Annotated in this window: 26 protein-coding genes, 1 tRNA gene and 1 riboswitch; of the genes, 9 read left to right on the forward strand and 18 right to left on the reverse strand. The window is 71.0% G+C overall.

Annotated elements, in window-relative coordinates; genetic code table 11:
* Positions 1-70: 70 nt before the first annotated feature.
* Together KK483_RS12440 and KK483_RS12445 are read right to left on the reverse strand one after the other, a co-directional pair.
* Positions 71-334 (reverse strand): DUF1876 domain-containing protein, encoded by a 264-nt coding sequence (locus tag KK483_RS12440; protein ID WP_262005298.1) that lies wholly within the window; start codon positions 332-334, stop codon positions 71-73.
* Positions 335-398: 64 nt separating this feature from the next.
* A complete protein-coding gene (locus tag KK483_RS12445; protein WP_262005299.1) occupies positions 399-842 on the reverse strand; it encodes an SRPBCC family protein in 444 nt (147 codons plus the stop codon).
* A 204-nt stretch (positions 843-1,046) separates the two neighbouring features.
* Between KK483_RS12445 and KK483_RS12450 the strand changes: the two genes are divergently transcribed.
* Positions 1,047-1,937: an excalibur calcium-binding domain-containing protein gene (locus KK483_RS12450; protein ID WP_262005300.1), complete on the forward strand. Its 891-nt coding sequence runs from the start codon at positions 1,047-1,049 to the stop codon at positions 1,935-1,937.
* 42 nt (positions 1,938-1,979) lie between these two features.
* On the opposite strand, the gene KK483_RS12455 is transcribed toward KK483_RS12450, so the two are convergent.
* Entirely contained in the window at positions 1,980-2,504 is a 525-nt protein-coding gene (locus KK483_RS12455) for a hypothetical protein (RefSeq protein ID WP_262005301.1), read from the reverse strand.
* A 238-nt stretch (positions 2,505-2,742) separates the two neighbouring features.
* Here KK483_RS12455 and KK483_RS12460 point away from each other — a divergent pair, with 238 nt between their 5' ends.
* Positions 2,743-3,057 carry a hypothetical protein gene (locus KK483_RS12460; RefSeq protein ID WP_262005302.1) on the forward strand — a complete coding sequence of 105 codons (315 nt, stop codon included), beginning with the start codon at positions 2,743-2,745 and terminating at the stop codon, positions 3,055-3,057.
* A 238-nt stretch (positions 3,058-3,295) separates the two neighbouring features.
* Here KK483_RS12460 and KK483_RS12465 read toward each other — a convergent pair whose 3' ends face one another.
* From KK483_RS12465 to KK483_RS12490, 6 genes are all read right to left on the reverse strand, one after another.
* Positions 3,296-4,759, reverse strand: coding sequence for a DUF445 domain-containing protein (locus tag KK483_RS12465; RefSeq protein WP_262005303.1), 1,464 nt, complete (start codon positions 4,757-4,759; stop codon positions 3,296-3,298).
* A gap of 76 nt (positions 4,760-4,835) precedes the next feature.
* A complete protein-coding gene (locus KK483_RS12470) occupies positions 4,836-5,501 on the reverse strand; it encodes a DUF1707 domain-containing protein (protein ID WP_262005304.1) in 666 nt (221 codons plus the stop codon).
* 79 nt (positions 5,502-5,580) lie between these two features.
* Positions 5,581-7,854, reverse strand: a complete 2,274-nt coding sequence (pstS, locus tag KK483_RS12475; RefSeq protein WP_262005305.1) for a phosphate ABC transporter substrate-binding protein PstS — start codon at positions 7,852-7,854, stop codon at positions 5,581-5,583.
* A 161-nt stretch (positions 7,855-8,015) separates the two neighbouring features.
* A complete protein-coding gene (locus KK483_RS12480) occupies positions 8,016-8,984 on the reverse strand; it encodes an ATP-binding cassette domain-containing protein (protein WP_262005306.1) in 969 nt (322 codons plus the stop codon).
* A gap of 3 nt (positions 8,985-8,987) precedes the next feature.
* Positions 8,988-9,791, reverse strand: coding sequence for an ABC transporter permease (locus KK483_RS12485; RefSeq protein WP_399013958.1), 804 nt, complete (start codon positions 9,789-9,791; stop codon positions 8,988-8,990).
* Positions 9,784-10,584 carry an ABC-2 family transporter protein gene (locus tag KK483_RS12490; RefSeq protein WP_262005307.1) on the reverse strand — a complete coding sequence of 267 codons (801 nt, stop codon included), beginning with the start codon at positions 10,582-10,584 and terminating at the stop codon, positions 9,784-9,786. Before KK483_RS12490 ends, KK483_RS12485 begins: the two co-directional genes overlap by 8 nt.
* A gap of 214 nt (positions 10,585-10,798) precedes the next feature.
* Here KK483_RS12490 and KK483_RS12495 point away from each other — a divergent pair, with 214 nt between their 5' ends.
* The gene (locus KK483_RS12495; RefSeq protein WP_399013960.1) at positions 10,799-13,306 is read left to right on the forward strand and encodes a transglycosylase domain-containing protein; all 2,508 of its coding nucleotides are present in this window, start codon (positions 10,799-10,801) and stop codon (positions 13,304-13,306) included.
* Positions 13,307-13,352: 46 nt separating this feature from the next.
* Here the strand turns inward: KK483_RS12495 and KK483_RS12500 are convergent, their stop codons facing one another.
* From KK483_RS12500 to KK483_RS12510, 3 genes are all read right to left on the reverse strand, one after another.
* Entirely contained in the window at positions 13,353-13,673 is a 321-nt protein-coding gene (locus tag KK483_RS12500; RefSeq protein WP_242337002.1) for a multidrug efflux SMR transporter, read from the reverse strand.
* A gap of 43 nt (positions 13,674-13,716) precedes the next feature.
* A riboswitch (guanidine-III (ykkC-III) riboswitch) is annotated at positions 13,717-13,790 on the reverse strand.
* Between the two features lie 79 nt (positions 13,791-13,869).
* Positions 13,870-14,208 carry a co-chaperone GroES gene (locus KK483_RS12505; RefSeq protein WP_262005308.1) on the reverse strand — a complete coding sequence of 113 codons (339 nt, stop codon included), beginning with the start codon at positions 14,206-14,208 and terminating at the stop codon, positions 13,870-13,872.
* A gap of 45 nt (positions 14,209-14,253) precedes the next feature.
* Positions 14,254-14,574, reverse strand: coding sequence for a DUF3618 domain-containing protein (locus KK483_RS12510; protein ID WP_262005309.1), 321 nt, complete (start codon positions 14,572-14,574; stop codon positions 14,254-14,256).
* Between the two features lie 168 nt (positions 14,575-14,742).
* Between KK483_RS12510 and bcp the strand changes: the two genes are divergently transcribed.
* From bcp to KK483_RS12530, 4 genes are all read left to right on the forward strand, one after another.
* Complete coding sequence (gene bcp, locus KK483_RS12515; protein ID WP_262005310.1) at positions 14,743-15,210, forward strand: thioredoxin-dependent thiol peroxidase; 468 nt, start codon at positions 14,743-14,745, stop codon at positions 15,208-15,210.
* A 143-nt stretch (positions 15,211-15,353) separates the two neighbouring features.
* Positions 15,354-15,560, forward strand: coding sequence for a hypothetical protein (locus KK483_RS12520; protein WP_262005311.1), 207 nt, complete (start codon positions 15,354-15,356; stop codon positions 15,558-15,560).
* Complete coding sequence (locus KK483_RS12525; protein WP_262005312.1) at positions 15,560-16,558, forward strand: HNH endonuclease signature motif containing protein; 999 nt, start codon at positions 15,560-15,562, stop codon at positions 16,556-16,558. Before KK483_RS12520 ends, KK483_RS12525 begins: the two co-directional genes overlap by 1 nt.
* A 48-nt stretch (positions 16,559-16,606) precedes the next feature.
* Positions 16,607-16,690, forward strand: a tRNA-Leu gene (locus KK483_RS12530).
* 62 nt (positions 16,691-16,752) lie between these two features.
* Here the strand turns inward: KK483_RS12530 and rdgB are convergent.
* The 4 genes from rdgB to KK483_RS12550 form a co-directional block, all read right to left on the reverse strand.
* Positions 16,753-17,355, reverse strand: coding sequence for an RdgB/HAM1 family non-canonical purine NTP pyrophosphatase (rdgB, locus tag KK483_RS12535; protein ID WP_262005313.1), 603 nt, complete (start codon positions 17,353-17,355; stop codon positions 16,753-16,755).
* Between the two features lie 31 nt (positions 17,356-17,386).
* Positions 17,387-17,779 (reverse strand): hypothetical protein, encoded by a 393-nt coding sequence (locus KK483_RS12540; RefSeq protein ID WP_262005314.1) that lies wholly within the window; start codon positions 17,777-17,779, stop codon positions 17,387-17,389.
* Between the two features lie 144 nt (positions 17,780-17,923).
* Positions 17,924-18,661 carry a ribonuclease PH gene (gene rph / locus KK483_RS12545; RefSeq protein WP_242337019.1) on the reverse strand — a complete coding sequence of 246 codons (738 nt, stop codon included), beginning with the start codon at positions 18,659-18,661 and terminating at the stop codon, positions 17,924-17,926.
* Between the two features lie 151 nt (positions 18,662-18,812).
* Entirely contained in the window at positions 18,813-19,046 is a 234-nt protein-coding gene (locus tag KK483_RS12550) for a glucose PTS transporter subunit EIIB (RefSeq protein ID WP_024756373.1), read from the reverse strand.
* 253 nt (positions 19,047-19,299) lie between these two features.
* Between KK483_RS12550 and KK483_RS12555 the strand changes: the two genes are divergently transcribed.
* Positions 19,300-20,577 (forward strand): PTS transporter subunit EIIC, encoded by a 1,278-nt coding sequence (locus tag KK483_RS12555; protein ID WP_262005315.1) that lies wholly within the window; start codon positions 19,300-19,302, stop codon positions 20,575-20,577.
* Between the two features lie 201 nt (positions 20,578-20,778).
* Positions 20,779-22,065 carry a PTS transporter subunit EIIC gene (locus KK483_RS12560; RefSeq protein ID WP_399013966.1) on the forward strand — a complete coding sequence of 429 codons (1,287 nt, stop codon included), beginning with the start codon at positions 20,779-20,781 and terminating at the stop codon, positions 22,063-22,065.
* Positions 22,066-22,126: 61 nt separating this feature from the next.
* Here KK483_RS12560 and KK483_RS12565 read toward each other — a convergent pair whose 3' ends face one another.
* Positions 22,127-22,543: a universal stress protein gene (locus KK483_RS12565; RefSeq protein ID WP_262005317.1), complete on the reverse strand. Its 417-nt coding sequence runs from the start codon at positions 22,541-22,543 to the stop codon at positions 22,127-22,129.
* 1 nt (position 22,544) lies between these two features.
* The gene (locus KK483_RS12570; protein WP_262005318.1) at positions 22,545-24,098 is read right to left on the reverse strand and encodes an APC family permease; all 1,554 of its coding nucleotides are present in this window, start codon (positions 24,096-24,098) and stop codon (positions 22,545-22,547) included.
* Between the last annotated feature and the right edge of the window lie 289 nt (positions 24,099-24,387).

Consider the following 24,387-nt stretch of genomic DNA (forward strand, 5'->3'; position numbering starts at 1 on the left):
CAGGCCCGTCAGGCCATGAGAAGTGGGGACCGGGCGCGGGCCCGGCCCCCAAGGGCGGTGCGGTGCGGCATCACATGGCGATGTCGGCCGGTTTGTGGGTGTGGCCCTCGACGTCGGCCGCGGCGCGGTCGACGAGTTCATGGGCCAGGTTCGAACACGCTCGGGCGGCGGCGAGTTCCTCGCCTATCTTGGCGTCCGGGGTGTCGCCCGGGCTGCGCCTTGCGATTCCCTTCCCCTCGACGCCGGGAGCGTCCGGGCCGCTCAGGGACGCCGTGCAGGCGGTACGGGTCCCGTCTTCCTCGAACGACAAGTCGATGTTCCAGTGCTGCGTCATGACGGATCACCTTCGCCGTACGGTTCCGTCAGCCCCGGCGCGCGGGGCGTGGGTGGGGTGGTTGCTATCTGCCGGGCTGTGCCTGTTCCACCAGGTCCTTGAAGTGGTGGAGATCCTCCCGGACGGTCCGTTCGATGGCGGAGGACTGGGCAAACCCCTTGGGGCCCCCGAAGGCGTCATGTGCCTCGCTGGGGTCGTATTCCATGCGGACCTGCACCCTGGTGTGGCTCGCGTCGATCGGGAGGAGCGAGACGGAGCCGCTGAGGTGCGGGGTGTCCGTGGTCCTCCACGTCATGGTCTCGTTGGGCCGGAGATCATCGGTGCTGGCGTCGATTCCGCGTACGGTGCCGCCCCTGGTCTCCAGGTCCATATGGAGGCCCGACGCACCCTCGCGCCGGGCTTCGCGGACTCCTCCGACGAAACGTGGATAGTCCTCGACCTGGTGCAGGTGGTCCCAGACCACGTCACCGGGTGCCGTGATGTCGATCTGTTCTTCGAGATTGGGCATGGCGGTCTCCCTGCTGCCTGTCTCTGTTTCCAGGGTGCGTTCCGCGGCGCTTCACCGCAACGGATCCGGACCGACCACGACCTAGACACACACTGTGCACATTGTCATCACAAATGAACGACTTCCGGACTTCCGAGCCCTTCGCCGCCGGGGGCCTGCCACCATCGGCTCCCTCTTGAACGGCGCGATTCCCAAGGGGGCCCCGTGAGAAGGAGATTGCTCGTCGAGACGCGCACGCGCACGGTGGGTGCGGTGGGTGCGGTGGGTGCGCTGGGCGCGGTGCTGATCATGGCGCTCGCGGGATGCGGGACCGGCGACGGCGGTACGGCCGATGGGGACACCAAGGCGGTGGCCGGGAGCAGCTCGCCGACGCCCGCGTCCGCGTCTCCGTCCCCGTCCGCACCCCCTCCGGCGCCCGCGTGGACGCTTCGGCTCGTCGACGACGAGGAAGCGGCCGACGCCGGGAAGCGGCTGGTCGTCGACGTACTGGCCAATGACACCGCGACCGGGGGCGCGGGATCCGGGGCGGGCGCGTCCGCACAGCCCCTGACCAGCGCGCTTCTGGCCACGGACTACAACCTCACCGTCGACACCGCTCCGGCGCACGGCACCGCCGAGATCGACGGCGGCGGACGGATCGCGTACACGCCGGAGAGCGGGTACGACGGCGAGGACGAGTTCACGTACCGGGTGAGCCCGGACGACCCGGAGGTGGCGGGCGGCACCGCCGTCGTACGGATCACGGTGACCGCGCCCGCACCCGCATCCGCCGCTCCCGAGCCCCCCGCCGGCGTCCACTACCGGAACTGCGACGCCGTCCGCGCGGCCGGGGCGGCTCCGCTGCACCGCGGGGACCCGGGGTACGGCGGACACCTCGACCGTGACGGGGACGGGGTGGCATGCGAGCCCTCCAGCGGCGGGTCCAGCGGGTCCGGCGGGTCCGGGAGCAGCAGCGGCTCCGGGGGCGGCGGAGGCAGTACGTACTACGAGAACTGCGCCGCGGCCCGCGCCGCCGGAGCCGCGCCCGTACGCCTCGGTGACCCCGGATACGGGCGGCACCTCGATCGCGACGGCGACGGCGTCGCCTGCGAGTGAGAGGCGGGGACGGGGGCCGGCGTCAGGGGTGCCCGAGGAGTCTCAGGGAGCCTTCTGGATCAGCTGTCCGTCGGCTCCGATCACGAACCACTCGCCGTCGAGCCCCTGGCCGTTGACGTCGCCGGGCGACGCGTCGCCCACGTAGTAGTGGAGCGGCCGGCCCCCGTACGCGGCCTGCTCGGCACCCTCGCGCCTGCTGGTCCGTGTCAACAGCGAGGCGTTCACGCCGCTGCCGGCCCGGACGGCCTGGGCGGGGGTGAGGGCCGGCCAGACCGCGGTGCAGTCGGCGCCGCAGGCGCTTGCGGCACCGGGCTTGTCCCTGGTGAATCCGTACAGCGTGCGGCCGGAGTCGTCGACGAGGATCCGGCCGAACGGAGAGTCCGCGACCTCGACGGATGCGGCCGTCGCGGGAGACGTCGCGGCGGGCCCGGACGGCCCGCCGCCCGGCTCCGGCTCCGGTCCGCCGCAGGCGGTCAGCACCAGAAGCGCGAGTACCGCAGCCGCAGCCGCAGCCGGTGCCGAGAGAAGCGTGGTCGTGGTGCCCGTACGTGGACGAATGCTGCGCATGGTGATCCCCCCGTGTGATGTGCGGGTACGCCGGCCCCCAACGCAAGGACGAGAATGCCGCACCCTCGGTTTCCGCGCGCCGCGGGCAGCGGCAATCACCGCGGCTACCGGGGGAGTTGGCCCACGCACCTGCACCCGCCGCCCGCCCTGCGCCGCCGCTCGCCTAGGCTCGACGGGCAACAGGCACGGACATGCACGACAGGCGCCGACACGCGCCGCGCACGAAAGGCGGCACACCATGGCCGGCACAGCCAGCAGGATTCCGGCGGGCGCGGTCGCGGCGGGCGGCCTCATCGGGGGCTACGGAATCGCCCGCTGGACCGGGAAGCGTCCGCTCGGCGGCGTCGCCCTTGCCGCCGCGGGGGCGGTCGCGGCCCGGCAGTGGCGGCAGGACGCCGGCGGGAGGGCCGTGGCCGGGTTGAGCGCCGCGTACGTCGCCGCCTTCGCCGGATCGCATCCGCTGGCCAGGAAGCTGGGGGCCTGGCCGGCCGTCTTCACCGTGGCCGGCGGTGTGGCGCTCGCTTCATGGGCGGTCCATCGCGCCGTGCGCTGAACGCACGCGAAGTCCCGTACGTATCAAGAGGCAACTCCCCCTTGGAGCTGGGCGCGGAGCCGGACAGCAGGGTCCGGTACCGCGCCCAGCGCATGCGGCGAGCATGCTCCGCGGCAGGCTTGCGCCGGTCAGCACGTGCCGCCCCGTATGTGCCGGTCAGCACGTGCCGCCCCGTATGTGCCGGTCAGCACGTGCTCACCGGGATGTGCCGGTCAGCCCGTCCCGGTCAGCGTGCCCGTCATGCCCCCAGCGCGTGCGCCACCGTGTAGATCACCAGGCCGGCCAGCGCGCCGACCACCGTGCCGTTGATCCGGATGAACTGCAGGTCACGGCCGATATGCGCCTCGATCTTGCGGGACGTGTGCTCGGCGTCCCAGCCTGCGACGGTGTCGCTGATCAGGGATGTGATCTCCGTGCGGTACGTCGTCACCACGTACACCGCGGCCTCCTCGACCCAGCCCTCCAGCTTCTGCTGGAGCCGGCCGTCCGTCGCGAGCCGCGCACCGAACGACATCAGCGAGGCGCGGGCGCGCAGCCGCAGCTCGCTGCGCTCGTCCTCGGCCGCCGAGATGATCATGGTGCGTACGGAGGCCCAGGCGGAGGCGATGATGTCCTGGACCTCGGGGCGGGCCAGCACGTCCGACTTCATGCGCTCGACGCGCGCCCGGGTGTCCGTGTCGGACTGGAGGTCGGCGGCGAAGTCGGCGAGGAATCGGTCGAGGGCGCCGCGCGCGGGGTGGTTGGGCGCGTCCCGCATCTCGGTGACGAAGCGGAGCAGCTCCCTGTAGACCCGCTCGCCGACCTTGCGGTCGACGAAGCGGGGGGTCCAGCCGGGGGCCCCGCCCTGGACCGCGTCCATGACCGAGTCGCCGTGCAGGACGAGCCAGTCGTGGGCGCGGGCGCAGATCAGGTCGACGGCGCGGTGGTGGGCGCCGTCGGCGACGACCTTGTCCAGCGTCTTCCCTATCCCGGGGGCGATCTCGGCGGCCTCGGCGCGGCGGGTGATGGCCTCCCCGACCACGGCCTGGACGTCGGAGTCGCGCAGGACGGTGAGCGCGCCGCGCAGGGCGGTGGACAGCTCGGCGGTGACACGGTCGGCGTGCGCGGGCTCGGCGAGCCAGGCGCCGAGCCGGCCGCCGAGCTGGAGGGAGCCCAGCCGGGCCCGTACGACGTCGCCGGAGAGGAAGTTCTCGCCGACGAAGGAGCCGAGCGAGGTGCCGAGCTGGTCCTTCTTGGTGGGGATGATCGCGGTGTGCGGGATGGGGATGCCGAGGGGGTGCTTGAAGAGCGCCGTGACGGCGAACCAGTCGGCCAGCGCGCCGACCATGCCGGCCTCGGCCGCCGCGGCCACGTAACCGGGCCAGCCGTCGATGCCGGAGTTCTTCGCCCAGGTGGCGAGCACGAAGATCAGCGCGACGAGGAGGAGCAGTCCGGTGGCGGTGGCCTTCATACGGCGCACTCCGCGGCGTTTCTCCTCGTCGGCGGCGGTGTACGCGAAGGAGGGCAGGGAGCCGGTGCGCGAACGCGTACGGGCCCCTGCCGCGGCGGCACCGGAGTCCGCGCCTGTCCCGGAGCCCGCGCCGGCGGTCCCGGAGCCGTTGTCCGCCCCGGTCCCGGCGCGGCCGTCCGTACCGTTCGCCGCCTGCTTCGCCGCCTGTTTCTCCGCCGTGGCGTCCGGTTTCGTGAGGTCAGTACGTTCCATCCGCTCCACCCGTCCGTGTACGCATCGTCCCTTCCCTACCTGAGGTACTCCCGGGACGCACGCCGAGTTCCCCTCACTACTCCAGCTCGCGCCGTCTCGCCTCCTTCAGTCGCCGCTTGTCGGCCTTGCGGAGCTTGCGCTCGACACCGACACCCCCCATCAGGGCGAAACCGGTGATCGTCACGCGCGGCGAGCCAGGTGAGGGCCTGGTGCCGTCCCCGCCCGCCTCGCCGAATCCGCCCATGAAGCCGAAGCCCTGCACATCGACGTCCAGGTCCGGTGGGACGGTGACCTGGATGCCGCCCATGAGTGTGAAGCAGCGGATGACGACCTCGCGGTCCTCGAAGTTCGCGTCGCGCAGATCGATCTCGCCGCCCGCCTGGATCACGACCGCCGTGAACCGCCGGCCGACGGTCCAGCCCCCCTTGCGGCCGAAGCCGCCCCAGAAGGCGAAGGCGCCCCTCGACGTCGCGGGCCTTCCGATACGGCCCGACCAGTCCCCCGCGCCGCTCGCGGGCTCCGCGGCCGGGAGCGGCCGGTCCGAGGCGCTGCCGCCGGGCGCCGGGAGGTCCCGTACGAGCGGCTCCAGCTCTCCGTGCGTACGTGCCTTGTACGCCGCGTCCAGCCGTTCACCGAACTCCTCCATGTCGAGGCGGCCCTCGGCCACGGCATCGCGCAGGCGCTCGGCTATCCGCTCCCGCTCGGCATCGGATGCGCGCATCTCCGGAAGGTCGCTCGTCATACGAGCAGCGTAGTCAACGGACGTGGCGCCGGGCCCGGTCTCCCACCGACCAGCCCGGCCCCGCGACAGCCGCGGAAGCTCAGCCCAGCCCCCGGACGGTCTCCCGGACGCGCTCCCTGAGCGCGTCCGGGAGCGGAGCGTAGCCCTGTGCGGCGACGGACTGCTGCGCCGGCTTGCTCACCGCGTACGACAGGAATGCCCGGAGCGTCTTCAGGCCGGCGGGATCGTTGCCCTTGTCGCAGACGACGCCGTAGCTGACGGACGCGAGCGGGTACGCGCCCGGGGCTCGGGTGGTCAGGTCGAGGGCGAGCGACAGGTCGCCGCCGGCGCCGACGACCCGGGCGGAGGCCAGGGCCTTCGTGGCGCCGGCCGCGTCCGCGGCCACGGGCCGGTCCGCTCCGGTGTCCAGCAGTACGGTGTCGAGCTCGGCCGCACCGGCGAGGTCGGCATAGCCGAGGGAGCCGGCCGTCGCCCCCACTTGCTCGCGGAGACGGGCGTTCCCGGAGACCGCCTGGCCGCTGGGGACCGGCCACTCGGTCCCGGCCTCGTGGGGCCACTCGCCGGACACCGACTTCAGGTAGTTCGTGAACACCCGCGTGGTGTTGGTCGCGTCCGAGCGGTGGATGGCCTGTACGGAGAGGGACGGGAGCGGCACCCCGGGGTTGAGCTCCTTGATCGCGGCGTCGTCCCAGCGGCTGATCCTGCCGTCGAAGATCTTCGCGAGAGTGGGCGCGTCCAGTACCAGGTCGCTGACCCCGGGCAGGTTGTACGCGACGGCCACGGGCGTGGCCGCCAGGGGTACGGCCACGGCCTGGCCGTTTCCGCCCGCGTCGCATCGCGCCTTCGACTGCACGACCTTCTCCGGGTCGAGCGGGGTGTCGCTCGCGGCGAAGCCCGTCGAACCGCTGCGGAAGGCTTCGAATCCCGCTCCCGACCCCATGGCCTCGTAGGTGACGGTCGTGCCCGGGCATGCCTTCTGGAAACCCGCGGCCCACTCCTCCATCGCCGCGTCCACAGCGGAGGATCCACTCCCCAGCAGGGTGCCCTGCGCACCGGCGCACGAGAATTCGGCGGCCGGGGCGGACGCCGACGGCGAACCGCCGTTCCGGCCCTCCTTGCCCCCGTCGGGCCCGCCGTACTTGTCAGCGAGCAGGGGTACGAGGGCGGCGACCGACGCGGTGACCACGGCCGCTGCCGCGGCGAGGGCGATCCGCCGGGGCGCGCGGCCCGGCCAGGACGGCGGCGTCGGCGGTTCGAACGGCGGCGTCGGTTCGGATGCCGATGGCAGCTCGGAAGCCGACGGTGGTTCGGAAGCCGACGGTGGTTCGGAAGCCGGTGCCGAGGGCTCTCCTCCCGGCGCATCCGGGCGGAGGGCCAAGGTGGCAACGCCGACGGTGGCTTGGGACGCGACCGGTGCCGCCGGTGCCGCCGGTGCCGCCGGTACGGCCGGCTCGGGGTGCGCGGGCTGCGTCGGCGGCGCGGACGGCGGCTGCGTATCCGCCGGTGCGGACGGCCGTTCCACCTCCGTCGGCGCCGGCGGCGGCTGCGTTTCCACCGGCGCCACCGACAGAGCCGCCAGCAGTCCCTCCACCGTGGGCCGCGCGCCGGGGTCCTTGGCCAGGCACGGCTCCACCAGGGGCAGCAACTCCTGCGCCAGCCCCGTCAGATCCGGCTCCTCGTAGACCACCCGGAAACCGATCCCGTGGGTGCTCTCGCCGTCGAAGGGCCCGTGCCCGGTGGCCGCGTACACGAGGACCGCACCCAGCGCGAACACATCCCCGGCGGGGCCGACGCCTCCCGTGCGGAACTGCTCGGGGGCCATGAAGGCGGGGGTGCCGACCACCATGCCCGTGCGCGTGAGCGGATCGGCGGCGATGGCGCGGGCGATGCCGAAGTCGATGACCCGTGGACCGTCGTCCGCGAGGAGGACGTTGCCCGGCTTGAGGTCGCGGTGCACCAGGCCGACCCGGTGGATGTCGCGCAGCGCCTCCACGAGCCCGGCCGCCAGCAGCCGTACCTCGTCGGCCGGCAGCGGCCCCTTCGCGGCGACACGCTGGTGCAGGGACGGGCCGGGTATGAACAGCGTGGCCAGCCAGGGCTGTTCGGCATCGGCGTCGGCGTCGACCACCGGAGCGGTGAAGGCCCCGCTGACCTGCCGTGCCGCCTCCACTTCCCGCCCGAACCGCACGCGGAATCCGTCGTCCGTGGCGAGTTCGGGCCGGATGACCTTGATCGCGAGCCGTCTCCCGGACACCGACCGTGCGAGGAAGACCACCCCCATGCCCCCGGCACCCAGCCTGCCCTCCAGCCGGTACCCGCCGACCGACCGCGGGTCCCCCTCCAACAGCGTCACCTGAGCGCTCCCTCCCCGGCACCACACCCCTGAGCGCCATCAGCATAGAGATCCGCGGGGAGGCGTCGGCGCGCTCACTCGGCTCCACGTGGCGTCGGCGCGCTCACTCGGCTCCGCGCGGCATCGGCGCGCTCACTCGGCTCCGCGCGGCATCGGCGCGCTCACTCGGCTCCGCGCGGCATCAGCCGCTCCCCCGCGTACATCCTCGCGATCACCGCCTCGATGTCCGGCTCCCGCACCGACAGGTCCACCATCGGGTACTCCGCCGCGATCGCCGCCACGATCGGAGCCGCCGATGCCGACGCCGGGAAGGACAGCCACTGGCGCGGGCCCTCCACCCGTACCGGCCGCGCCCCCGTCACCTCGATCGGCGGCAGCTCCCGCGCCAGGTCCACCACCAGGGTCCGCTCGCTCGCGCCCACCTCGTGGAGCCCGGTGGGCGTGCCGTCGTACATCAGCCGGCCGTGGTCGATGACCATCACCCGCTCGCACAGCTGCTCGATGTCGGTCAGGTCGTGCGTCGTCAGCAGGACGGTGGTCGCCCGCTCGGCGTTCAGGTCCCGCAGGAACTCGCGCACCTTCGCCTTGGACACGACGTCGAGGCCGATCGTCGGCTCGTCGAGGTAGAGCACCTCCGGGTCGTGCAGCAGTGCCGCCGCGATGTCCCCGCGCATCCGCTGGCCGAGCGAGAGCTGCCGTACGGGCACGTCCAGCAGCTTGCCCAGGTCGAGCAGTTCGACGCAGCGGTCCAGGTTCTCGCGGTAGCGCGCGTCCGGGATCCGGTACATGCGGTGGACCAACCGGTAGGAGTCGACGAGCGGCAGGTCCCACCACAGGGTGGTGCGCTGCCCGAAGACGACGCCGATGCGCCGCGCGAGGCGGGTCCGTTCCCGCGAGGGATCGATCCCGGCGACGCGCAGCCGGCCGCCGCTCGGCGTCAGAATGCCCGTCAGCATCTTGATGGTGGTGGACTTCCCGGCTCCGTTCGGGCCGATGTAGCCGACCATCGCGCCGCGCGGGACGTGGAAGCTGATCCCGTCCACCGCCCGCACCCGGGTCCGCTCGCGGCGCAGCAGCCCCGTTCTGCGGCGTACGTCGAAGACCTTCTCCACGCCGTCCACGTCGATCATGCGTCAGCTCCCCGTGCTCCGGTACGAACGAAGACCCGCCCGCCACGCGATCCCGGCGAGCGCACAGCACACCGCGGCGACGAACGGCGGCGCGAACGCCAGCGCGCGCGGCAGGTCCAGCGGATAGGGCCGTCCCAGCACATAGAGCGCGGGCAGCCAGTTCACGAAGGCGAGGGGGACGACGAAGGTCACGCCGCGCACCAGGTCCTTCGCGAAGAGCGTCGGCGGGTACTGGAGCAGCGTGTTCCCGCCGTACGTGAAGGAGTTCTGCACCTCGGCGGCGTCCTGCGCGACGAACTGGAACGCCGCTCCCGCCACGAACAGCGAGGCGAAGATCGCCGCCCCGCTCACCACCATCACCGGCACGAGTGCCGCCTTGAGCGGTGTCCACGCGATGTCGAGGGCGAACAGCGCGTAGCCGAGCACCAGCAGCCCCTGGGTGATCCTGCCGAGCCGGCGCAGCGCGAAGCGGTCGGCCGCGACCTGGGCGAGCACCGACGCGGGCCGCACGAGCAGGGTGTCCAGCGTGCCGTCGCGCACGCGCCGCCCCAGCCGGTCCATCGACCCCATCGCGAGGTCGGCGAGGCCGAAGGCCGTACCCGCCGCCCCGTACAGGAGTGCGATCTCCGGCAGGGTGTACCCGCCGAGGGTCTCGACGTGCGCGAACATCACCAGGATCACCACGAAGTCGAACGAGTTCCCGACGAAGTTCCCGAACGCCGTCATCGCGAAGGACGCGCGGTAGGTCATCGTCGAGCGCATCCACATCACGGCGATCAGACCGTACGCGCGCAGCCCGTCAACCACCCTGGACCACCACCCTCCTCGTCGCGGCCGACTGCAGCAGCCGTCCGGCTCCGAGCAGCGCCACGGCCCAGCCGGCCTGGAAGGCGTACGCCTCGGCCAGTGCCCAGCCGGTGTGCTTGCCGAGGAAGACGTCCGCCGGGACCTGGAGCAGCGCCGACCAGGGCAGCACCAGAGCCAGTTCGCCCAGGAAGCCGGGGAAGAGGGTGAGCGGCAGCAGCATCCCGGAGAAGAACAGCCCGGCCAGCCAGGTGATCTGGAGTACGCCCGCGCCGTCCATCAGCCAGAACGCGGAGAGCGCCACCAGATAGCGGACGGCGAAGCTCACGACGACGCCGAGCACCACGGAGAGCAGGAAGGCCGGCCAGATCAGCGGTGAACCGGGCAGCGCCAGATCGAAGGCGAACGCTCCGCAGAGCATCGGCACGATGCCGCGCCCGAGCAGATGGAAGCCGGCGCGTCCCAAGTCTCCTGCGAGCCACCACAGTTGGAGGTCGACGGGCCGGTAGAGGTCGATGGCGATGTCGCCCGTGCGGATGCGTTCGATCAGTTCGTCCTCGAAGCCGCCACCCATCATGGCGCAGGTCATCAGCAGGGCCTGGCCGAGCCACACATAGGTCAGCGCCTGAGGCAGGTCGTAACCGCCGAGGTGCGGACGCTCATCCCAGAGGGCGATATAGGTGTACGCCATGATGAAGCCGAAGACGGTGTTGGTGAACGCCCCTGCGGCTGTTGCGATCCGGTACGTCGCATAGCGCCGGAACCCACCGGCCAGCACGACCGCATAGAGCCGCACCCTGGCCTCCCTTCCCCGCGTGCCCGCATCGCCCGGCGCTTCCGTGCCGTCGGCGTCAAAGCGCACGACCTTAGTCCAGCGAGATCGGGCGCGCGACCGTATTCCAACGGGGGGTACGGGGGTTAAGGGGGTGAGAAGTGCAGTATGGGCACACCAAGCGGATCGCCCGAAATGCCACCATCCGCGATGACGGGGCCGAGGAGTCTCCACCGACATGAGCGACGAGCAGCCACAGCAGCCAGCGCGGCGAGGCTGGGAACCCCGGGACCGGACGATCGCCGGACCGCCGGACGCGGGCCGTACCGGCGGCCGGGGCCCGGGACCCGGACCTCGCACCGCCTCTCGCACCGCACCCCGCACCGCCACCGCCCCCCGCCCCGGACCGGACCCCGCACCGCACCCCGGCGCCCACGCCCGCGCGCCGCGCACCGGGCCGCGCCGGCTCGTCCCCACCTGGCGGATGGCCCTCGGTACGTTCCTGACCTGCGCGCTCGTGCTCATCGGCGGCTTCGTCGCGGGGTACATGCTCGTCCACATCCCACCCGCCAACGCCACCGCCGTCGCCCAGTCCAACGTCTACTTCTACGAGGACGGCACCCAGATCGCCCGCGACGGCGAGGTCAACCGCGAGAACGTCGAGCTCGCCCAGGTCCCCGGCACCGTCCAGCACGCCGTGCTCGCGGCCGAGGACCGCGGCTTCTACACCGAGCGCGCCGTCGACCCCCTCGCGATGGTCCGCGCCGGCTGGAACACGCTCACCGGCAAGGGGAAGCAGTCCGGCTCCACGATCACCCAGCAGTACGTCAAGAACTACTACCTGGGCCAGGAGCAGACCGTCACGAGGAAGGTGAAGGAGTTCTTCATCGCGATCAAGCTGGATCGCGAGCAGAGCAAGAGCGACATCCTGAAGGGCTACCTCAACACCAGCTACTTCGGCCGCAACGCCTACGGCATCCAGGCGGCGGCCATGGCCTACTACGGCAAGGACGTCGACGAACTCGACACCGCCGAGGGCGCGTACCTCGCCTCGCTCCTCAACGCCCCCAGCGCGTACGACGTGACGACGCACCCCGAGAACAGGAGCGCCGCGCTCGCCCGCTGGAACTACGTGGTCGACGGGATGGTGGAGCGCCAGTGGCTCACCGCCGCCGAGCGCTCCGCCATGGCCTTCCCGACGCCGCAGACCGCACGCCCCGCAACCGGACTCTCCGGGCAGCGCGGCTACATCGTCCAGGCCGTCGAGGACTACCTCACCGGCAACGGCATCATCGACGACAACACCCTGGCCCGAGGCGGCTACCGGATCACGACCACGCTGGAGAAGCCGAAGCAGGACGCCTTCATCCGGGCCGTCGACGAGCACGTCCACTCCCGGCGCGACGAGGAGCAGCGGCCCGTGGACCGCAACGTCCGCGTCGGCGGCGCCGCCATCGACCCGTCGAACGGCCGGGTCGTCGCCCTGTACGGCGGCATCGACTACACCCGGCAGTACGTCAACAACGCGACCCGCCGCGACTACCAGGTCGGCTCCACCTTCAAACCGTTCGTCCTCGCGGCCGCCGTCGAGCACGGATCCCAGACCCGGGACGGCCGCCGCATCACCCCCGCCACCGTCTACGACGGCACCGACCGGCGCGAGGTCGTGGGCTCCTACGGCCCCGTCGGCTACGCCCCCGAGAACGAGGACAACTACTCCTACGGCCGCATCACCGTGCGCACCGCGACCGACGAGTCGGTCAACTCGGTGTACGCGCAGATGGCGCAGGACGTCGGCCCGGGGCGGGTCAGGGAGACGGCCATCGCGCTCGGCATCCCCGCGCACACCCCCGATCTGACCTCCTACCCGTCCATCGCGCTCGGCGTCGCCACCGCGAGCGTCCTCGACATGGCGAAGGCGTACGCGACCCTCGCCAACCACGGCCGGCACGGGACGTACACGATCGTCGAGAGCATCAGCAAAGGCGGCGAGGAGATCGGCCTGCCCGAGGCGCCGAGCCGGCAGGCCATCAGCCGGGAGGCCGCGGACACGACCACGTCGGTGCTGCAGAGCGTGGTGGCGAACGGCACGGGCGCGGCGGCCGGGTCGGCGGGCAGGCCGGCCGCCGGGAAGACCGGCACGGCGGAGGACGACAAGGCGGCCTGGTTCGCGGGCTACACCCCCGATCTGGCGACGGTCGTCGCCGTCATGGGCCAGGACCCGGACACGGGCGTGCAGAAGCCGCTGTACGGGGCGCTCGGGCACAGCCGCGTCGGCGGCGGCGGGCCTTCGGCGCGGATCTGGGGGCAGTTCACGGCGGCGGCGCTGGAAGGCACCGACGTCAGCCACTTCGACCTGGAGCTGGAGGAGGGCGCGGACGGTGAACCGCCCTCGTCGCGGTACCCGTCGTCGGCCCCGGAAGAGTCCGATGACGAGGAGGAGTCGGAGGATCCGGAGGAGGGCGCCGGGGCGGAGGACGGCGCGACGGCGTCGCTCTCCCCCGGAGACGCCACGGACGGTCCCGCGACGGGCCGCTCTCCGACCCTGCCGGGCCACGATCCGGCCGACGGCGGTGCGGGCAGCGGCGGCGCGACCACCGGCGGCTTGTGGCCGGGCGGGTCCACGAACGGCGGGCCGGCGGACGGAGGCGCCGACAGCGGAGGGCGGCGCGGCTCCACGGGCGGCGAAAGGGAGGACTCCGGCGGCCGGGGCGACGGCCTGGGCGTGTTCACGGACCGTCTGTAGGCCCCGCCGGGGCGCGCGTCGCCGGGGCGCGTCGCCGGTACGCGGATCAGTGGCCCGAGGTCGCCTTCAGCCCCACCACCGCGACCAGCAGCAGCACGACGAAGAAGATCCGGGCGGCGGTGGCCGGCTCGTTCAGCGCGACCATGCCGACCACCGCCGCACCGGCCGCGCCGATGCCGACCCACACCCCGTAGGCCGTGCCGATCGGCAGCGACTTCGCGGCGTACGACAGCAGGAGCATGCTCGCGACGATCCCGGCGCCGGTGAACACACTGGGCCACAGCCGGGTGAAACCGTCGGTGAACTTCATCCCGATCGACCAGCCGACCTCGAGCAGACCGGCGACGACGAGCAGAACCCAGGCCATGACAGGCACCTCCGAGACGCGGAAAGACGCGGACTTCTTGCGGGGTGCGTCGTCTTTGCGTTGCCCGGTACGGCGCGTCTCGTCGGGTTCCCCCAAACGTAGCAAAACGGGGGACGGGGAAGGTCAAAGGGCCTGGTGACCATGGTCACCAGGCCCTTCCGTCTCCGTACCGCCGTACCGCCGTACCGCCGATCCGCTACAGATACAGCCCCGTCGTGTCCTCGCCACCCTCGAACCGGTCGGCGGCCACGGCATGCAGGTCCCGCTCGCGCATCAGGACGTACGCGACCCCGCGCACCTCCACCTCGGCGCGGTCCGCCGGGTCGTACAGCACCCGGTCCCCGGCCTCCACGGTGCGGACGTTCTGCCCGACCGCGACCACCTCGGCCCAGGCGAGGCGGCGGCCGACGGCTGCGGTGGCCGGAATCAGAATGCCGCCGCCGGAGCGCCGCTCCCCCTCGGGGGCGTCGGACCGGACCAGGACCCGGTCGTGCAGCATCTTGATCGGCAGCTTGTCGTGGGTGTTGTTGCTCACGACCACGAACCTACCTGTCCGAGCACCTACCGCGCCGCGCCGGGGTCACGACCTGCGCCTCCTGGCGGACAGCGCCAGCAGCCCCACGACGCCGACGACGGCCAGCGCCAGCGGGACCACCCGCTCCAGCCGGGGCGCGCCGTCCGTGTGCACGAAGCGGCTCTTCACGTCGGTCACCAAGCGGTTCGCGGTGACGAAGGCCCGCCCGGCGGTCTCGTCCACGGTCGAGGCGACCCTGGCCTTCGCGTCTCCGATGATCGTCTTCGGGTGCACCCGCACCCCGATCTCGTCGAGCGTCTCGGCGAGCCGCTCACGCCGGCGGACGATGTCCGCCTCGATCTGCGCAGGGGTCCTGGAATCCGACACTGCGCCGCCTCCGTGGTCGTAATCCGGTCGTTCGGTGGTTCTTCGCGTTCTTCGTCCACCGCACACTGCTTTGTCATCGACAGTCTGTCAGCTCGACGGCCGCCGCACCCCACGGCACCCCTATTACGCTCGGTGCCGTACGTCCGTACCCTCTGAGGAGAACCGAGAATGAGCGAGCGACTCCAGCCCGGCGACACCGCCCCGGACTTCACCCTGCCCGACGCGGACGGCAACGAGGTCTCGCTCGCCGGCCACAAGGGACGCAAGGTCATCGTCTACTTCTACCCGGCGGCCCTCACCCCGGGCTGCACCAAGCAGGCGTGCGACTTCACCGACAACCTGGAGCTGCTGGCCGGCGCGGGCTACGACGTCATCGGCGTCTCGCCGGACAGGCCGGAGAAGCTCGCGAAGTTCCGCGACAAGGAGAACCTGAAGGTCACGCTGGTGGGCGACCCCTCGAAGACGGTCCTGGAGCAGTACGGCGCCTTCGGCGAGAAGAAGCTCTACGGCAAGACGGTGACGGGCGTGATCCGCTCGACGATCGTCGTGGACGAGGACGGGAAGGTCGAGCGTGCGCTGTACAACGTGAAGGCGACCGGCCACGTCGCCAAGATCATCAAGGATCTGGGGATCTGACGCGGTCGCCCCTGGCGCACCCCGGAGTGGCCGGCACTGCGAAAAGCAGTGCCGGCCACTCCGCATTCCAGACGCAACCCTCCGACAATCGGATCGTTACTCCGTGCGAGGTCGCGAACACGCGTCCGGGACGGAGGGGGAACATGCCGGTGCGATACACCCGCGAGCTGCCTGCCCAGGCGGCGCGCAGAGCGATGAACGTCGAGGATGCAATGCGGCGGTGCGGCGCACCGTCACCGGGCGGTCGTATCCGTCCGCGCCAGAAGATGGCCGAGGCGGACACCTACACCCCCCTCGGCACCGCGGTACTGGGCATCGACATGCCGCACACCACCGTGGAGCGGTACTGATGGCCGACATGTGCGGTCCCGAAACGCTCACGCTTGCCGTGGCACAGTCGAAGGGCTGGGCGGACCTGATGCGCAGGGTCGGCGTCAGGGCGAGCGGCGGAAGGCGGCGGGCGCTCCAGGAGAAGGTCCGCGACTACGGCATCGATACCAGCCATTTCAAGAATCGCAGCCCTTGGCGCAAGTACCCCGACGACGCCATCGCCGAGGCGGTGGCCTCGTCCACCTCACTGCGCGAAGTCGTACAGAAGCTCGGCGCGACGCCAGCGACCGGGACGCTTTCGCATATCCGGCGGCGGATCGCGGCCGCGGGAATCGACGTGAGCCACTTCCCGGCTCTGAACCGGGCGTGCATCGATCTACCGTTCGCAGACGACGAGCTCAAGGCAGCCGCCGCTTCAGCGCACAGTGTCCGTGGGGTGGCCCGGGCCCTTGGCATACCCGATGACAGCCGGTCCCGGGCCGCACTGCGGCACATGCTCGACAAGCGGGGAATCGGCATCGGCCACTTCACTTACAGGCGGCTTACCTTGCCGGAGGACCAGGTCCGCAAGGCCGTGGCAGAGGCCATGAGCTTCGCAGACGTGATGCGCGCCCTTGATTTACCCGTGAACGACACGAACCACCACCGGGTCAGACGACGAGTGGTGCAACTCGGCCTTGACACGTCTCACTTCAAGCGACGGACGTGGGGCACGATTCAAGCTACCGAGCCCAAACCGATCGCGGACAAGGTCTTCCGGGTTCGCCCGGAGGGGGCTTCCCGTGAAAACCGCGACCGGCTTCACCGTGCCCTCACCGAGGTAGGCGTCGCATACCGCTGCGCTTCCTGTGGCAACGAGGGTGAATGGATGGGCAGGCCGATCACGCTGCAGATCGATCACGTAAATGGAGACTGGCTCGACAACCGCCGGGAGAATCTCCGCTACCTCTGCCCCAACTGTCACGCGTCAACGGACACGTGGTGCCGGCGCCAAGGCAAACGAAGGCCTGCCGCCTAGAGCCCACCGTGTCAGGCCGGCCGCCAGCCGCTACCATGGCTGCGGCTGGCGGCCGTGTCGGAACTGGCAGTCGAGCTGGGTTTAGGTCCCAGTGGGGTAACACCCGTGAGGGTTCGAGTCCCTCCGGCCGCACCGTGCGAAAAGGGCCGCCCCGGCTGGGACGGCCCTTTCCCATGCTTCGGCTAGTCGCGGTGTCAGCCCAGCAGTTCGCGTACGACGGGGACCAGCTCGCGGAACGCCTTGCCCCGGTGGCTGATCGCGTTCTTCTCCTCCGGGGTCAGCTGGGCGCACGTCACGTCGTACCCCTCCGGCTGGAGGATCGGGTCGTAACCGAAGCCGTTGGTGCCGACCGGGTCGTGGCGCAGGACTCCGGTGAGGCGGCCCTCGACGACGCGCTCCGTGCCGTCCGGGAGGGCGAGGGCGGCCGCGCAGGCGAAGGAGGCGCCGCGGTGCTCGTCACCGATGTCGGCGAGCTGGGCCAGCAGCAGGCGGAGGTTGGCGGCATCGTCGCCGTGGGCGCCCGACCAGCGGGCGGAGAAGATGCCGGGGGCGCCGCCGAGGACGTCCACGCAGAGGCCGGAGTCGTCGGCGACGGCCGGCAGGCCGGTGGCGGCCGCGAGGGCATGGGCTTTCAGGAGGGCGTTCTCGGCGAAGGTGGTGCCGGTCTCCTTGACGTCGGGGATGTCCGGGTACGCCTCCGCGCCGACGAGGTCGTGCGGCAGACCTGCGTCGGCGAGGATGGCGCGGAGTTCGGCGATCTTCCCGGCGTTGCGGGTGGCGAGGATCAGGCGGGTCATGGGCCCAGTATCTACGGACAATCTGCGGACGCTACGAGGTGCAGACCTTGCCGATCTCGGTGGCCGCGTCCGTGACGGGCGCGATGTCCGGAGTGGTGTCACCGTTCTCGACCGCCGCCCGGACGTTGTCGACGCCCGTGGAGAGGTCGTCGACAGCCTTGGCCAGGTCCGCGTTGTCGGTCGTGTCCTTGAGGTTGCCGAGCTCCCGGTCGATCTCGTCGAGGGCCTCGGTCAGTTGGGTCGGGTCGTCGGCCGCGGTGGAGACCGCCTGGGAGAGCCTGTCGACGCTGGTGGCTATCGCGTCGGCGGTCGCGACGCAGTCCAGGGCCTTGTCGACGGCGCTGCAGCCGACGGCTCCGGTGAAGACGACGGCGGTGACGGCTGCGGCGACTGCGATACGACGGCTGAGGCTGCGGCTGCGCATGAGAAGGTCCCTCCCCGGGGTTTGCGGACGTGGGGGTCCCCCCGCGCCGCAGGGCGCGGGGGAGTACGGTTCGGCCCGTACGCCCGTGCCTACTGGGACGCCGGGATCGGCGTCCTTGGTTGCTTCTTTACCCTTCGGGGGCGCTCAGCCCTCGAGCGTGCGGGCCAGCGCCTCGGTCTGCAGAGCGGCCAGGTCCGCGCAGCCGCCGGTGGCCAGGTCGAGCAGGGCGTTGAGCTCCTTGCGGTCGAAGGGCTCGGCCTCGGCGGTGCCCTGGACCTCGACGAACCGGCCGTCGCCGGTGCAGACGACGTTCATGTCGGTCTCGGCGCGCACGTCCTCCTCGTAGCAGAGGTCGAGGAGCGGCGTGCCGTCGACGATGCCGACGGAGACGGCGGCGACGGTGCCGGTCAGGGGCTGCTTGCCGGCCTTGACGAGCTTCTTGCCCTGCGCCCAGGCGACGGCGTCGGCGAGGGCGACATACGCGCCGGTGATGGCCGCGGTGCGGGTGCCTCCGTCGGCCTGGAGGACGTCGCAGTCGAGGACGATGGTGTTCTCGCCGAGGGCCTTGTAGTCGATGACGGCGCGCAGGGAGCGCCCGATGAGGCGGGAGATCTCATGGGTCCGGCCGCCGATCTTGCCGCGTACGGACTCGCGGTCGCCGCGGGTGTTGGTCGACCGCGGGAGCATCGAGTACTCGGCGGTGACCCACCCCTCGCCGCTGCCCTTTCGCCAGCGCGGCACGCCTTCGGTGACGGAGGCGGTGCAGAAGACGCGGGTGTCGCCGAAGGAGATGAGGACGGAGCCCTCGGCGTGCTTGCTCCATCCGCGCTGGATGGTCACCGGGCGGAGCTGTTCGGGCGTGCGGCCGTCGATACGAGACATGGTACTGAGCCTAGTGGTACGTGGACGAGGGGCCTGATCCAGTCTGGATCGACCCCTCGCTCCTGTGAACCGGCGGCTGAAGATGTCTGCGGTTCGCTTCTCCGCCCGCCCGGCGAATCCGCGGGCATCGTCGCCACCCGCGGCCCGGCGCTCACATCATGTCTTCGATCTCCGCGGCGATCGGGTCGGCGTCGGTGCCGATGACGACCTGGATCGCGGTGCCCATCTTGACGACGCCGTGGGCGCCGGCGGCCTTCAGCGCGGCCTCGTCGACCAGGCTCGGGTCGTTGACCTCCGTACGCAGACGGGTGATGCAGCCCTCGACCTCTTCGATGTTGTCGAGTCCGCCGAGCCCGGCGACGATCTTCTCAGCCTTGCTGGCCATGTGTTTCTCCCTAAGTCTGTGGGGCCGGGGTCCGGGGTCGCCCCCGGAGGGCACAGTCGGCCGGGGCCTCGGGCCACTGGTCTGTTTCGTCACGGTAACTCACGGTTGGCGCAACTTCGCGAGCGAGTTGCGACCCCGTCCCGAATGATGACGATCACCGGTGCTCTGCCCGCGGTCGTCGACCGGGCAGCGCGAGCCTACCCCAACTGGTCTACACCAGTGTCCCCGAGGAAGCCGACGGAGGACGACACCGATGACCGCCGAGAGCACGGCCGCGCCGACGCCCCAGCCGAGGCGGAGCTGGTGGCGGGGCGGGCTCCTCCCCGGCCTCCAGAAGATCGGCCGCAGCCTCCAACTCCCGGTGGCCGTCCTCCCGGCGGCCGGCCTGCTCGTCAGCCTCGGGACCCTCTTCGCGGGCACGCTCCACGGCGCCTTCTGGGAGAAGACGTCGAAGATCCTCATCCTGGGCGGCACCGGCATCCTCGACGGCAAGCTCGGGCTCCCGCTGCTGTTCTGCATCGGTGTCGCCATCGGCTTCGCGAAGAAGGCCGACGGCTCCACCGCGCTCGCCGCCGTCGCCGGCTTCCTCGTCTACCACAACGTGCTCAAGGCGTTCCCCGTCGAGGGCTCGGTGACCACGGCCACGCCGGAAGGCGTTCCGCAGAACCCCGGCGTGCTGGGCGGAATCCTGATCGGCCTGCTGACGGCCACGCTCTGGCAGCGCTACCACCGCACCAAACTCGTCGACTGGCTCGGCTTCTTCAACGGCCGCCGCCTCGTCCCGATCATCATGGCGTTCGTCTGCTTCTTCCTGGCCGTCGTCTTCGGACTGCTGTGGCAGCCGGTGGGCGCGGCCCTTGAGTGGTTCTCCAAGCAGTTGATCGACCTCGGAGCGTGGGGCGCTGGCATCTTCGGTGTCGCCAACCGCCTGCTGATCCCGATCGGCATGCACCAGTTCCTGAACACCTTCTTCTGGTTCCAGGCCGGTTCGTACACCGACGCGGCGGGCACGACCGTCCAGGGCGACCTGACCCGGTTCCTCGCCGGCGACCCGTCCGCGGGCCAGTTCATGTCCGGCTTCTTCCCGATCATGATGTTCGGCCTGCCGGCCGCCGCCCTCGCGATGACCCACTGCGCCCGGCCCGAGCACCGCAAGCGGGTGGCCGGACTGATGCTCTCGGTCGCCCTGACGTCCTTCGTCACCGGCGTGACCGAGCCGCTGGAGTTCTCCTTCATGTTCGCGGCGCCCCTGCTGTACGGGCTGCACGCGCTGCTCACCGGCGCCTCGATGGCGATCACCTGGGCACTCGGGGTGCACGCCGGCTTCAGCTTCTCGGCCGGGGTGATCGACTACATCGTCCTCTGGCACCTGGACACGAAGCCCTGGCTGATCATCCCCATCGGGGCGTGCTTCGCGGTGGTCTACTACGTGCTCTTCCGGGTACTGATCACAGCCTTCGACATCCCGACGCCCGGGCGGGAGCCGGAGGAGCTGGAGGAGGAACTGGAGAAGGACGCGACGAAGCCGTAGACCGGCGGAGTCCGCGGCGTTTGCGACGCCTTGCGCGGTATGGCCCAGGCCACAGAAGACGCAGGTTCCTTATCTCAGCCTCACCGTGCTACAACAGGTCTACACCTCTCAATGGTGTAGACCACGCGGTCCAGACCACCGCGTTTCCCCTGAGACGCCGCCGTCCCCCCTCTTCCCCTGTCCTGGGCGGCGCCTTGCCCAATGGAGGAAGTTGTGACCACGGCTAGCGCCGCGACGGCGCCCCCCGCCAAGAAGTGGGGCTCCGGCCTGTTCCAGGGCCTGCAGAAGGTCGGCCGAAGCCTTCAGCTGCCCATCGCGGTGCTGCCGGCCGCGGGCATCCTGCTGCGCCTCGGCCAGCCCGACGTGTTCGGCGCCGACGGCCTCGGCTGGGACAAGGTCGCCTCGGTGTTCGCCACCGCCGGTGACGCCGTCTTCGCCAACCTGCCGCTGCTCTTCTGCATAGGCGTCGCCATCGGCTTCGCCAAGAAGTCGGATGGCTCGACCGCTCTCGCCGCCCTCGTCGGCTTCCTGGTCTACAAGAACGTCCTCACCGCGTTCCCGGTCACCGAGGCCGTGGTCAACACCACCGCGAACAAGGGTGTCGACGTCGCCGCGACGTACAACAACCCGGGCGTCCTCGGCGGCATCATCATGGGCCTGCTCTCCGCGGTCCTGTGGCAGAAGTACCACCGCACCAAGCTGGTGGACTGGCTCGGCTTCTTCAACGGCCGCCGGCTCGTCCCGATCATCATGGCCTTCGTCGGTGTGATCGTCGGCGTCTTCTTCGGCCTGGTCTGGGAGCCGATCGGTGAGGTGATCTCCAACTTCGGCGAGTGGATGACCGGCCTCGGCTCCATCGGCGCCGGCCTCTTCGGCCTCATCAACCGTGCGCTGATCCCGATCGGCATGCACCAGTTCGTCAACACCGTCGCCTGGTTCCAGATCGGCGACTTCACCAACGCGGCCGGCGACATCGTCCACGGCGACCTCCACCGCTTCTTCGCCGGTGACCCGGAGGCCGGTCTGTTCATGACGGGCTTCTTCCCGATCATGATGTTCGGTCTCCCCGCGGCGGCGCTCGCCATCGCGCACTCGGCCCGTCCGGAGCGCCGCAAGGCCGTCACCGGCATGATGGTCTCCCTCGCGCTGACCTCGTTCGTCACCGGTGTGACCGAGCCGATCGAGTTCTCGTTCATGTTCATCGCGCCGCTGCTGTACGCGATCCACGCCGTGCTGACCGCCCTTTCCATGGCCATCACCTGGGCGCTCGGGGTCCACGCGGGCTTCACGTTCTCCGCCGGTCTGATCGACCTCGGCCTGGGCTGGAACAAGGCGACGAGCCCATGGCTGATCATCCCGATCGGCCTGGTGTTCGCGGTGATCTACTACGCGGTCTTCCGCTTCGCCATCGTCAAGTTCAACCTGCCGACGCCGGGCCGTGAGTCCGACGAGGAGCTGGCCGAGCTGGAGAAGGCCGAAGCCAAGTAGCGGACGCAGCAGACGCGGCGGAGCCCTCTTCCGGTACCCGGGTACCGGAAGAGGGCTCTGCTCATTCGTCGGCCGGTACGCACAGCACCGGCACCTTCGAGAGGTGCAGCAGCTTGTGCGGGGTCGAGCCGAGCAGCGCGCCGCGCATCGGGCTCTCGCCGTAGGTGCCGACGATGATGACCCGCGCGTCGTGGCGGTCGGCCGCCTGGAGCAGGGCCTCGGCCGGCTTCTCGTCGATGATCTCGACGGTGCTCGGTACGCCCGCCTCGTCGGCCGCCTCGACCGCGTGCGTGAGCACGGTACGGCCGGCCTGGCGGATGGCGTCCGCGTGGGTGCGGTACTCCTCGCCCAGCGCCCCCGGGGGCGCGGCCCCGTACACGAGGACGAGTCCTTCGCCGAACGCCGCCGACACCTCGATCGCCACCCGCAGCGCGCGCACCGAGCCGGGCGACTCGTCGTATCCCAGGACGACCGTCATCTCAGGGCTCCCGGCTGCCGTGCGCGACGCGGCCGTGGACGAGGTCGGGGTCGGCCACGCTCGGCCGCTCGCGCCAGAACGCACCGGCCGTCAGACGGCGCCCGACCATGATGAGCAGTCCCACGATCACGATGAAGATGCCGATGACGAGCGGCGGGCCGAGCCCGAGCCAGGAGACGCCGCTGTAGGAATGGGCGGGGTCGGACATGTCGATCACCGACTCCGCGAGCAGCCACAGCAGCAGCCCGGCGCCGATCACCGGGCCCACACCGATGAGGACGAAGTTGCGGACGCTCTCGGTGAGATGGCGGCGGTAGTAGACGGCGCAGGCGATGCCGGTGAGCGCGTAGTAGAAGGCGATGAGCAGCGACAGCGCGGTGAGCGAGTCCAGGAGGGCGTTCTCGCTGATCCTGCTGACGACGAGGTACCAGACAATGGCGACGACGGCGACGGTCCAGGTGCTCACGTGGGGCGTGCGGAAGCGCGGGTGGATACGGGCGAAGACGCCCGGCAGCGCGCCGCGCCGGGCCATCGAAAGCCCGGTGCGCGAGGACGGGATGATCGTCGTCTGGGTGGAGGCGAGCGCGGAGGTCGAGACCGCGAACAGGACGAGCCAGTCCCAGCCGCCCATGACCTGGCGGGCGAGGAGGGCGAAGATGAACTCCTCCTCGCCGGCGTTCTCGGCGAGGTAGGCCGGCCCGGCGAAGGCCACGACGGCGATGCCGACCGACAGATACGTCCCGAGCAGGATGACCGTCGACCAGATGCCGGCCCGTCCGGGAGCGCTGGCGGAGTTCTTGACCTCTTCGGTGAGGTTGACGGCCGACTCCCAGCCCCAGTACATGAAGACGCCCAGCAGCAGACCGGCGGTCAGCGCGCCACCACCGGCGCCGAACGGGTTCAGCCAGCCGATCTCCGGTTCGACGGCGCCGAGGGTGCCCGTACCGGAGTAGACGCGGTAGAGCGCGACGACGGCGAAGGCGAGCAGCGAGGCGACCTGGGCGAGGATGAGCACGTTCTGGACGTGGGCGGACGCCTCTGTGCCGACGACGCAGACGGCCGTCATCACGAGGATGAGGAGCACGGCGAGCAGTTGGCGTACGACGAGGTTCTGCGCCCAGCTGTCGAGGCCGACGGTGAGCAGTCCGAAGCCGATGGCCACGTCTGCGAGGGAGCCGACCACGAGCACCCCGGTCATCATGATCGCCCAGCCGCCGATCCAGCCGGCCCAGGGGCCCATGGCCCGGGTGACCCACGAGAAGGTCGTGCCGCAGTCCTGGTCGACGCGGTTGAGGTAGAAGAACGCCGACGCGATCAGCAGCATCGGCACAAAGGAGGCGAGCACCACGCCGGGTGCGTAGATGCCGACGAGGGCGACGACGGGGCCGATGACCGCGGCGAGCGAGTACGCGGGCGAGGTGGAGTTGATGCCGATGACGAGCGCGTCGAGGAACCCGATCGCGTTGTGCCTCAGCTCCCCCGGCCCCTCGCCCTTGTGCGCGCTGGGCGGCGGTGGGGGCAGCGGCGGGAGGGTGCCCGTGACGTCATCGGCCATGTTGCCTCGCAGTCCGCAGACCAGAGCGATATGTCAGCCTTTGTCGGCTCTACGTCACTTTAGCGAGGATGATCGCCACCGGCCCGCGCAGCGCCCGGCCCCGAGCGGCCCGGATCCCGCGGAGCGCGGTGCTAGGCCGTGTCTGACGAATCCCGCCTGGCGCGCGACGTCCGGCACGCTCCCCCAGAGCTCGCGCCTGGGAGGTGCCCCCACCCCCGTAGCCCTTCGGGCACGGGAGGTGCCCCCACGCTGCGTTGTCGGAGTCATCCGAGTACGTCCAGTACGAGGA

Origin of the sequence: Streptomyces sp. FIT100 (genome assembly GCF_024584805.1) — a bacterium.
Lineage (GTDB): Bacteria > Actinomycetota > Actinomycetes > Streptomycetales > Streptomycetaceae > Streptomyces.

What these genes read in the sequence shown, in the direction of transcription:
- rph (WP_242337019.1), bottom strand. Translation starts at nt 18,661, where the DNA reads ATGTCTCGTATCGACGGCCGCACGCCCGAACAGCTCCGCCCGGTGACC.
- rdgB (WP_262005313.1), bottom strand. Translation starts at nt 17,355, where the DNA reads ATGACCCGCCTGATCCTCGCCACCCGCAACGCCGGGAAGATCGCCGAA.
- KK483_RS12540 (WP_262005314.1), bottom strand. Translation starts at nt 17,779, where the DNA reads ATGCGCAGCCGCAGCCTCAGCCGTCGTATCGCAGTCGCCGCAGCCGTC.
- KK483_RS12550 (WP_024756373.1), bottom strand. Translation starts at nt 19,046, where the DNA reads ATGGCCAGCAAGGCTGAGAAGATCGTCGCCGGGCTCGGCGGACTCGAC.
- KK483_RS12440 (WP_262005298.1), bottom strand. Translation starts at nt 334, where the DNA reads ATGACGCAGCACTGGAACATCGACTTGTCGTTCGAGGAAGACGGGACC.
- KK483_RS12560 (WP_399013966.1), top strand. Translation starts at nt 20,779, where the DNA reads ATGGAGGAAGTTGTGACCACGGCTAGCGCCGCGACGGCGCCCCCCGCC.
- KK483_RS12525 (WP_262005312.1), top strand. Translation starts at nt 15,560, where the DNA reads ATGGCCGACATGTGCGGTCCCGAAACGCTCACGCTTGCCGTGGCACAG.
- KK483_RS12520 (WP_262005311.1), top strand. Translation starts at nt 15,354, where the DNA reads ATGCCGGTGCGATACACCCGCGAGCTGCCTGCCCAGGCGGCGCGCAGA.
- KK483_RS12465 (WP_262005303.1), bottom strand. Translation starts at nt 4,759, where the DNA reads ATGGAACGTACTGACCTCACGAAACCGGACGCCACGGCGGAGAAACAG.
- KK483_RS12555 (WP_262005315.1), top strand. Translation starts at nt 19,300, where the DNA reads ATGACCGCCGAGAGCACGGCCGCGCCGACGCCCCAGCCGAGGCGGAGC.
- KK483_RS12570 (WP_262005318.1), bottom strand. Translation starts at nt 24,098, where the DNA reads ATGGCCGATGACGTCACGGGCACCCTCCCGCCGCTGCCCCCACCGCCG.
- KK483_RS12495 (WP_399013960.1), top strand. Translation starts at nt 10,799, where the DNA reads ATGAGCGACGAGCAGCCACAGCAGCCAGCGCGGCGAGGCTGGGAACCC.
- KK483_RS12460 (WP_262005302.1), top strand. Translation starts at nt 2,743, where the DNA reads ATGGCCGGCACAGCCAGCAGGATTCCGGCGGGCGCGGTCGCGGCGGGC.
- bcp (WP_262005310.1), top strand. Translation starts at nt 14,743, where the DNA reads ATGAGCGAGCGACTCCAGCCCGGCGACACCGCCCCGGACTTCACCCTG.
- KK483_RS12455 (WP_262005301.1), bottom strand. Translation starts at nt 2,504, where the DNA reads ATGCGCAGCATTCGTCCACGTACGGGCACCACGACCACGCTTCTCTCG.
- KK483_RS12445 (WP_262005299.1), bottom strand. Translation starts at nt 842, where the DNA reads ATGCCCAATCTCGAAGAACAGATCGACATCACGGCACCCGGTGACGTG.
- KK483_RS12470 (WP_262005304.1), bottom strand. Translation starts at nt 5,501, where the DNA reads ATGACGAGCGACCTTCCGGAGATGCGCGCATCCGATGCCGAGCGGGAG.
- KK483_RS12500 (WP_242337002.1), bottom strand. Translation starts at nt 13,673, where the DNA reads ATGGCCTGGGTTCTGCTCGTCGTCGCCGGTCTGCTCGAGGTCGGCTGG.
- KK483_RS12565 (WP_262005317.1), bottom strand. Translation starts at nt 22,543, where the DNA reads ATGACGGTCGTCCTGGGATACGACGAGTCGCCCGGCTCGGTGCGCGCG.
- KK483_RS12480 (WP_262005306.1), bottom strand. Translation starts at nt 8,984, where the DNA reads ATGATCGACGTGGACGGCGTGGAGAAGGTCTTCGACGTACGCCGCAGA.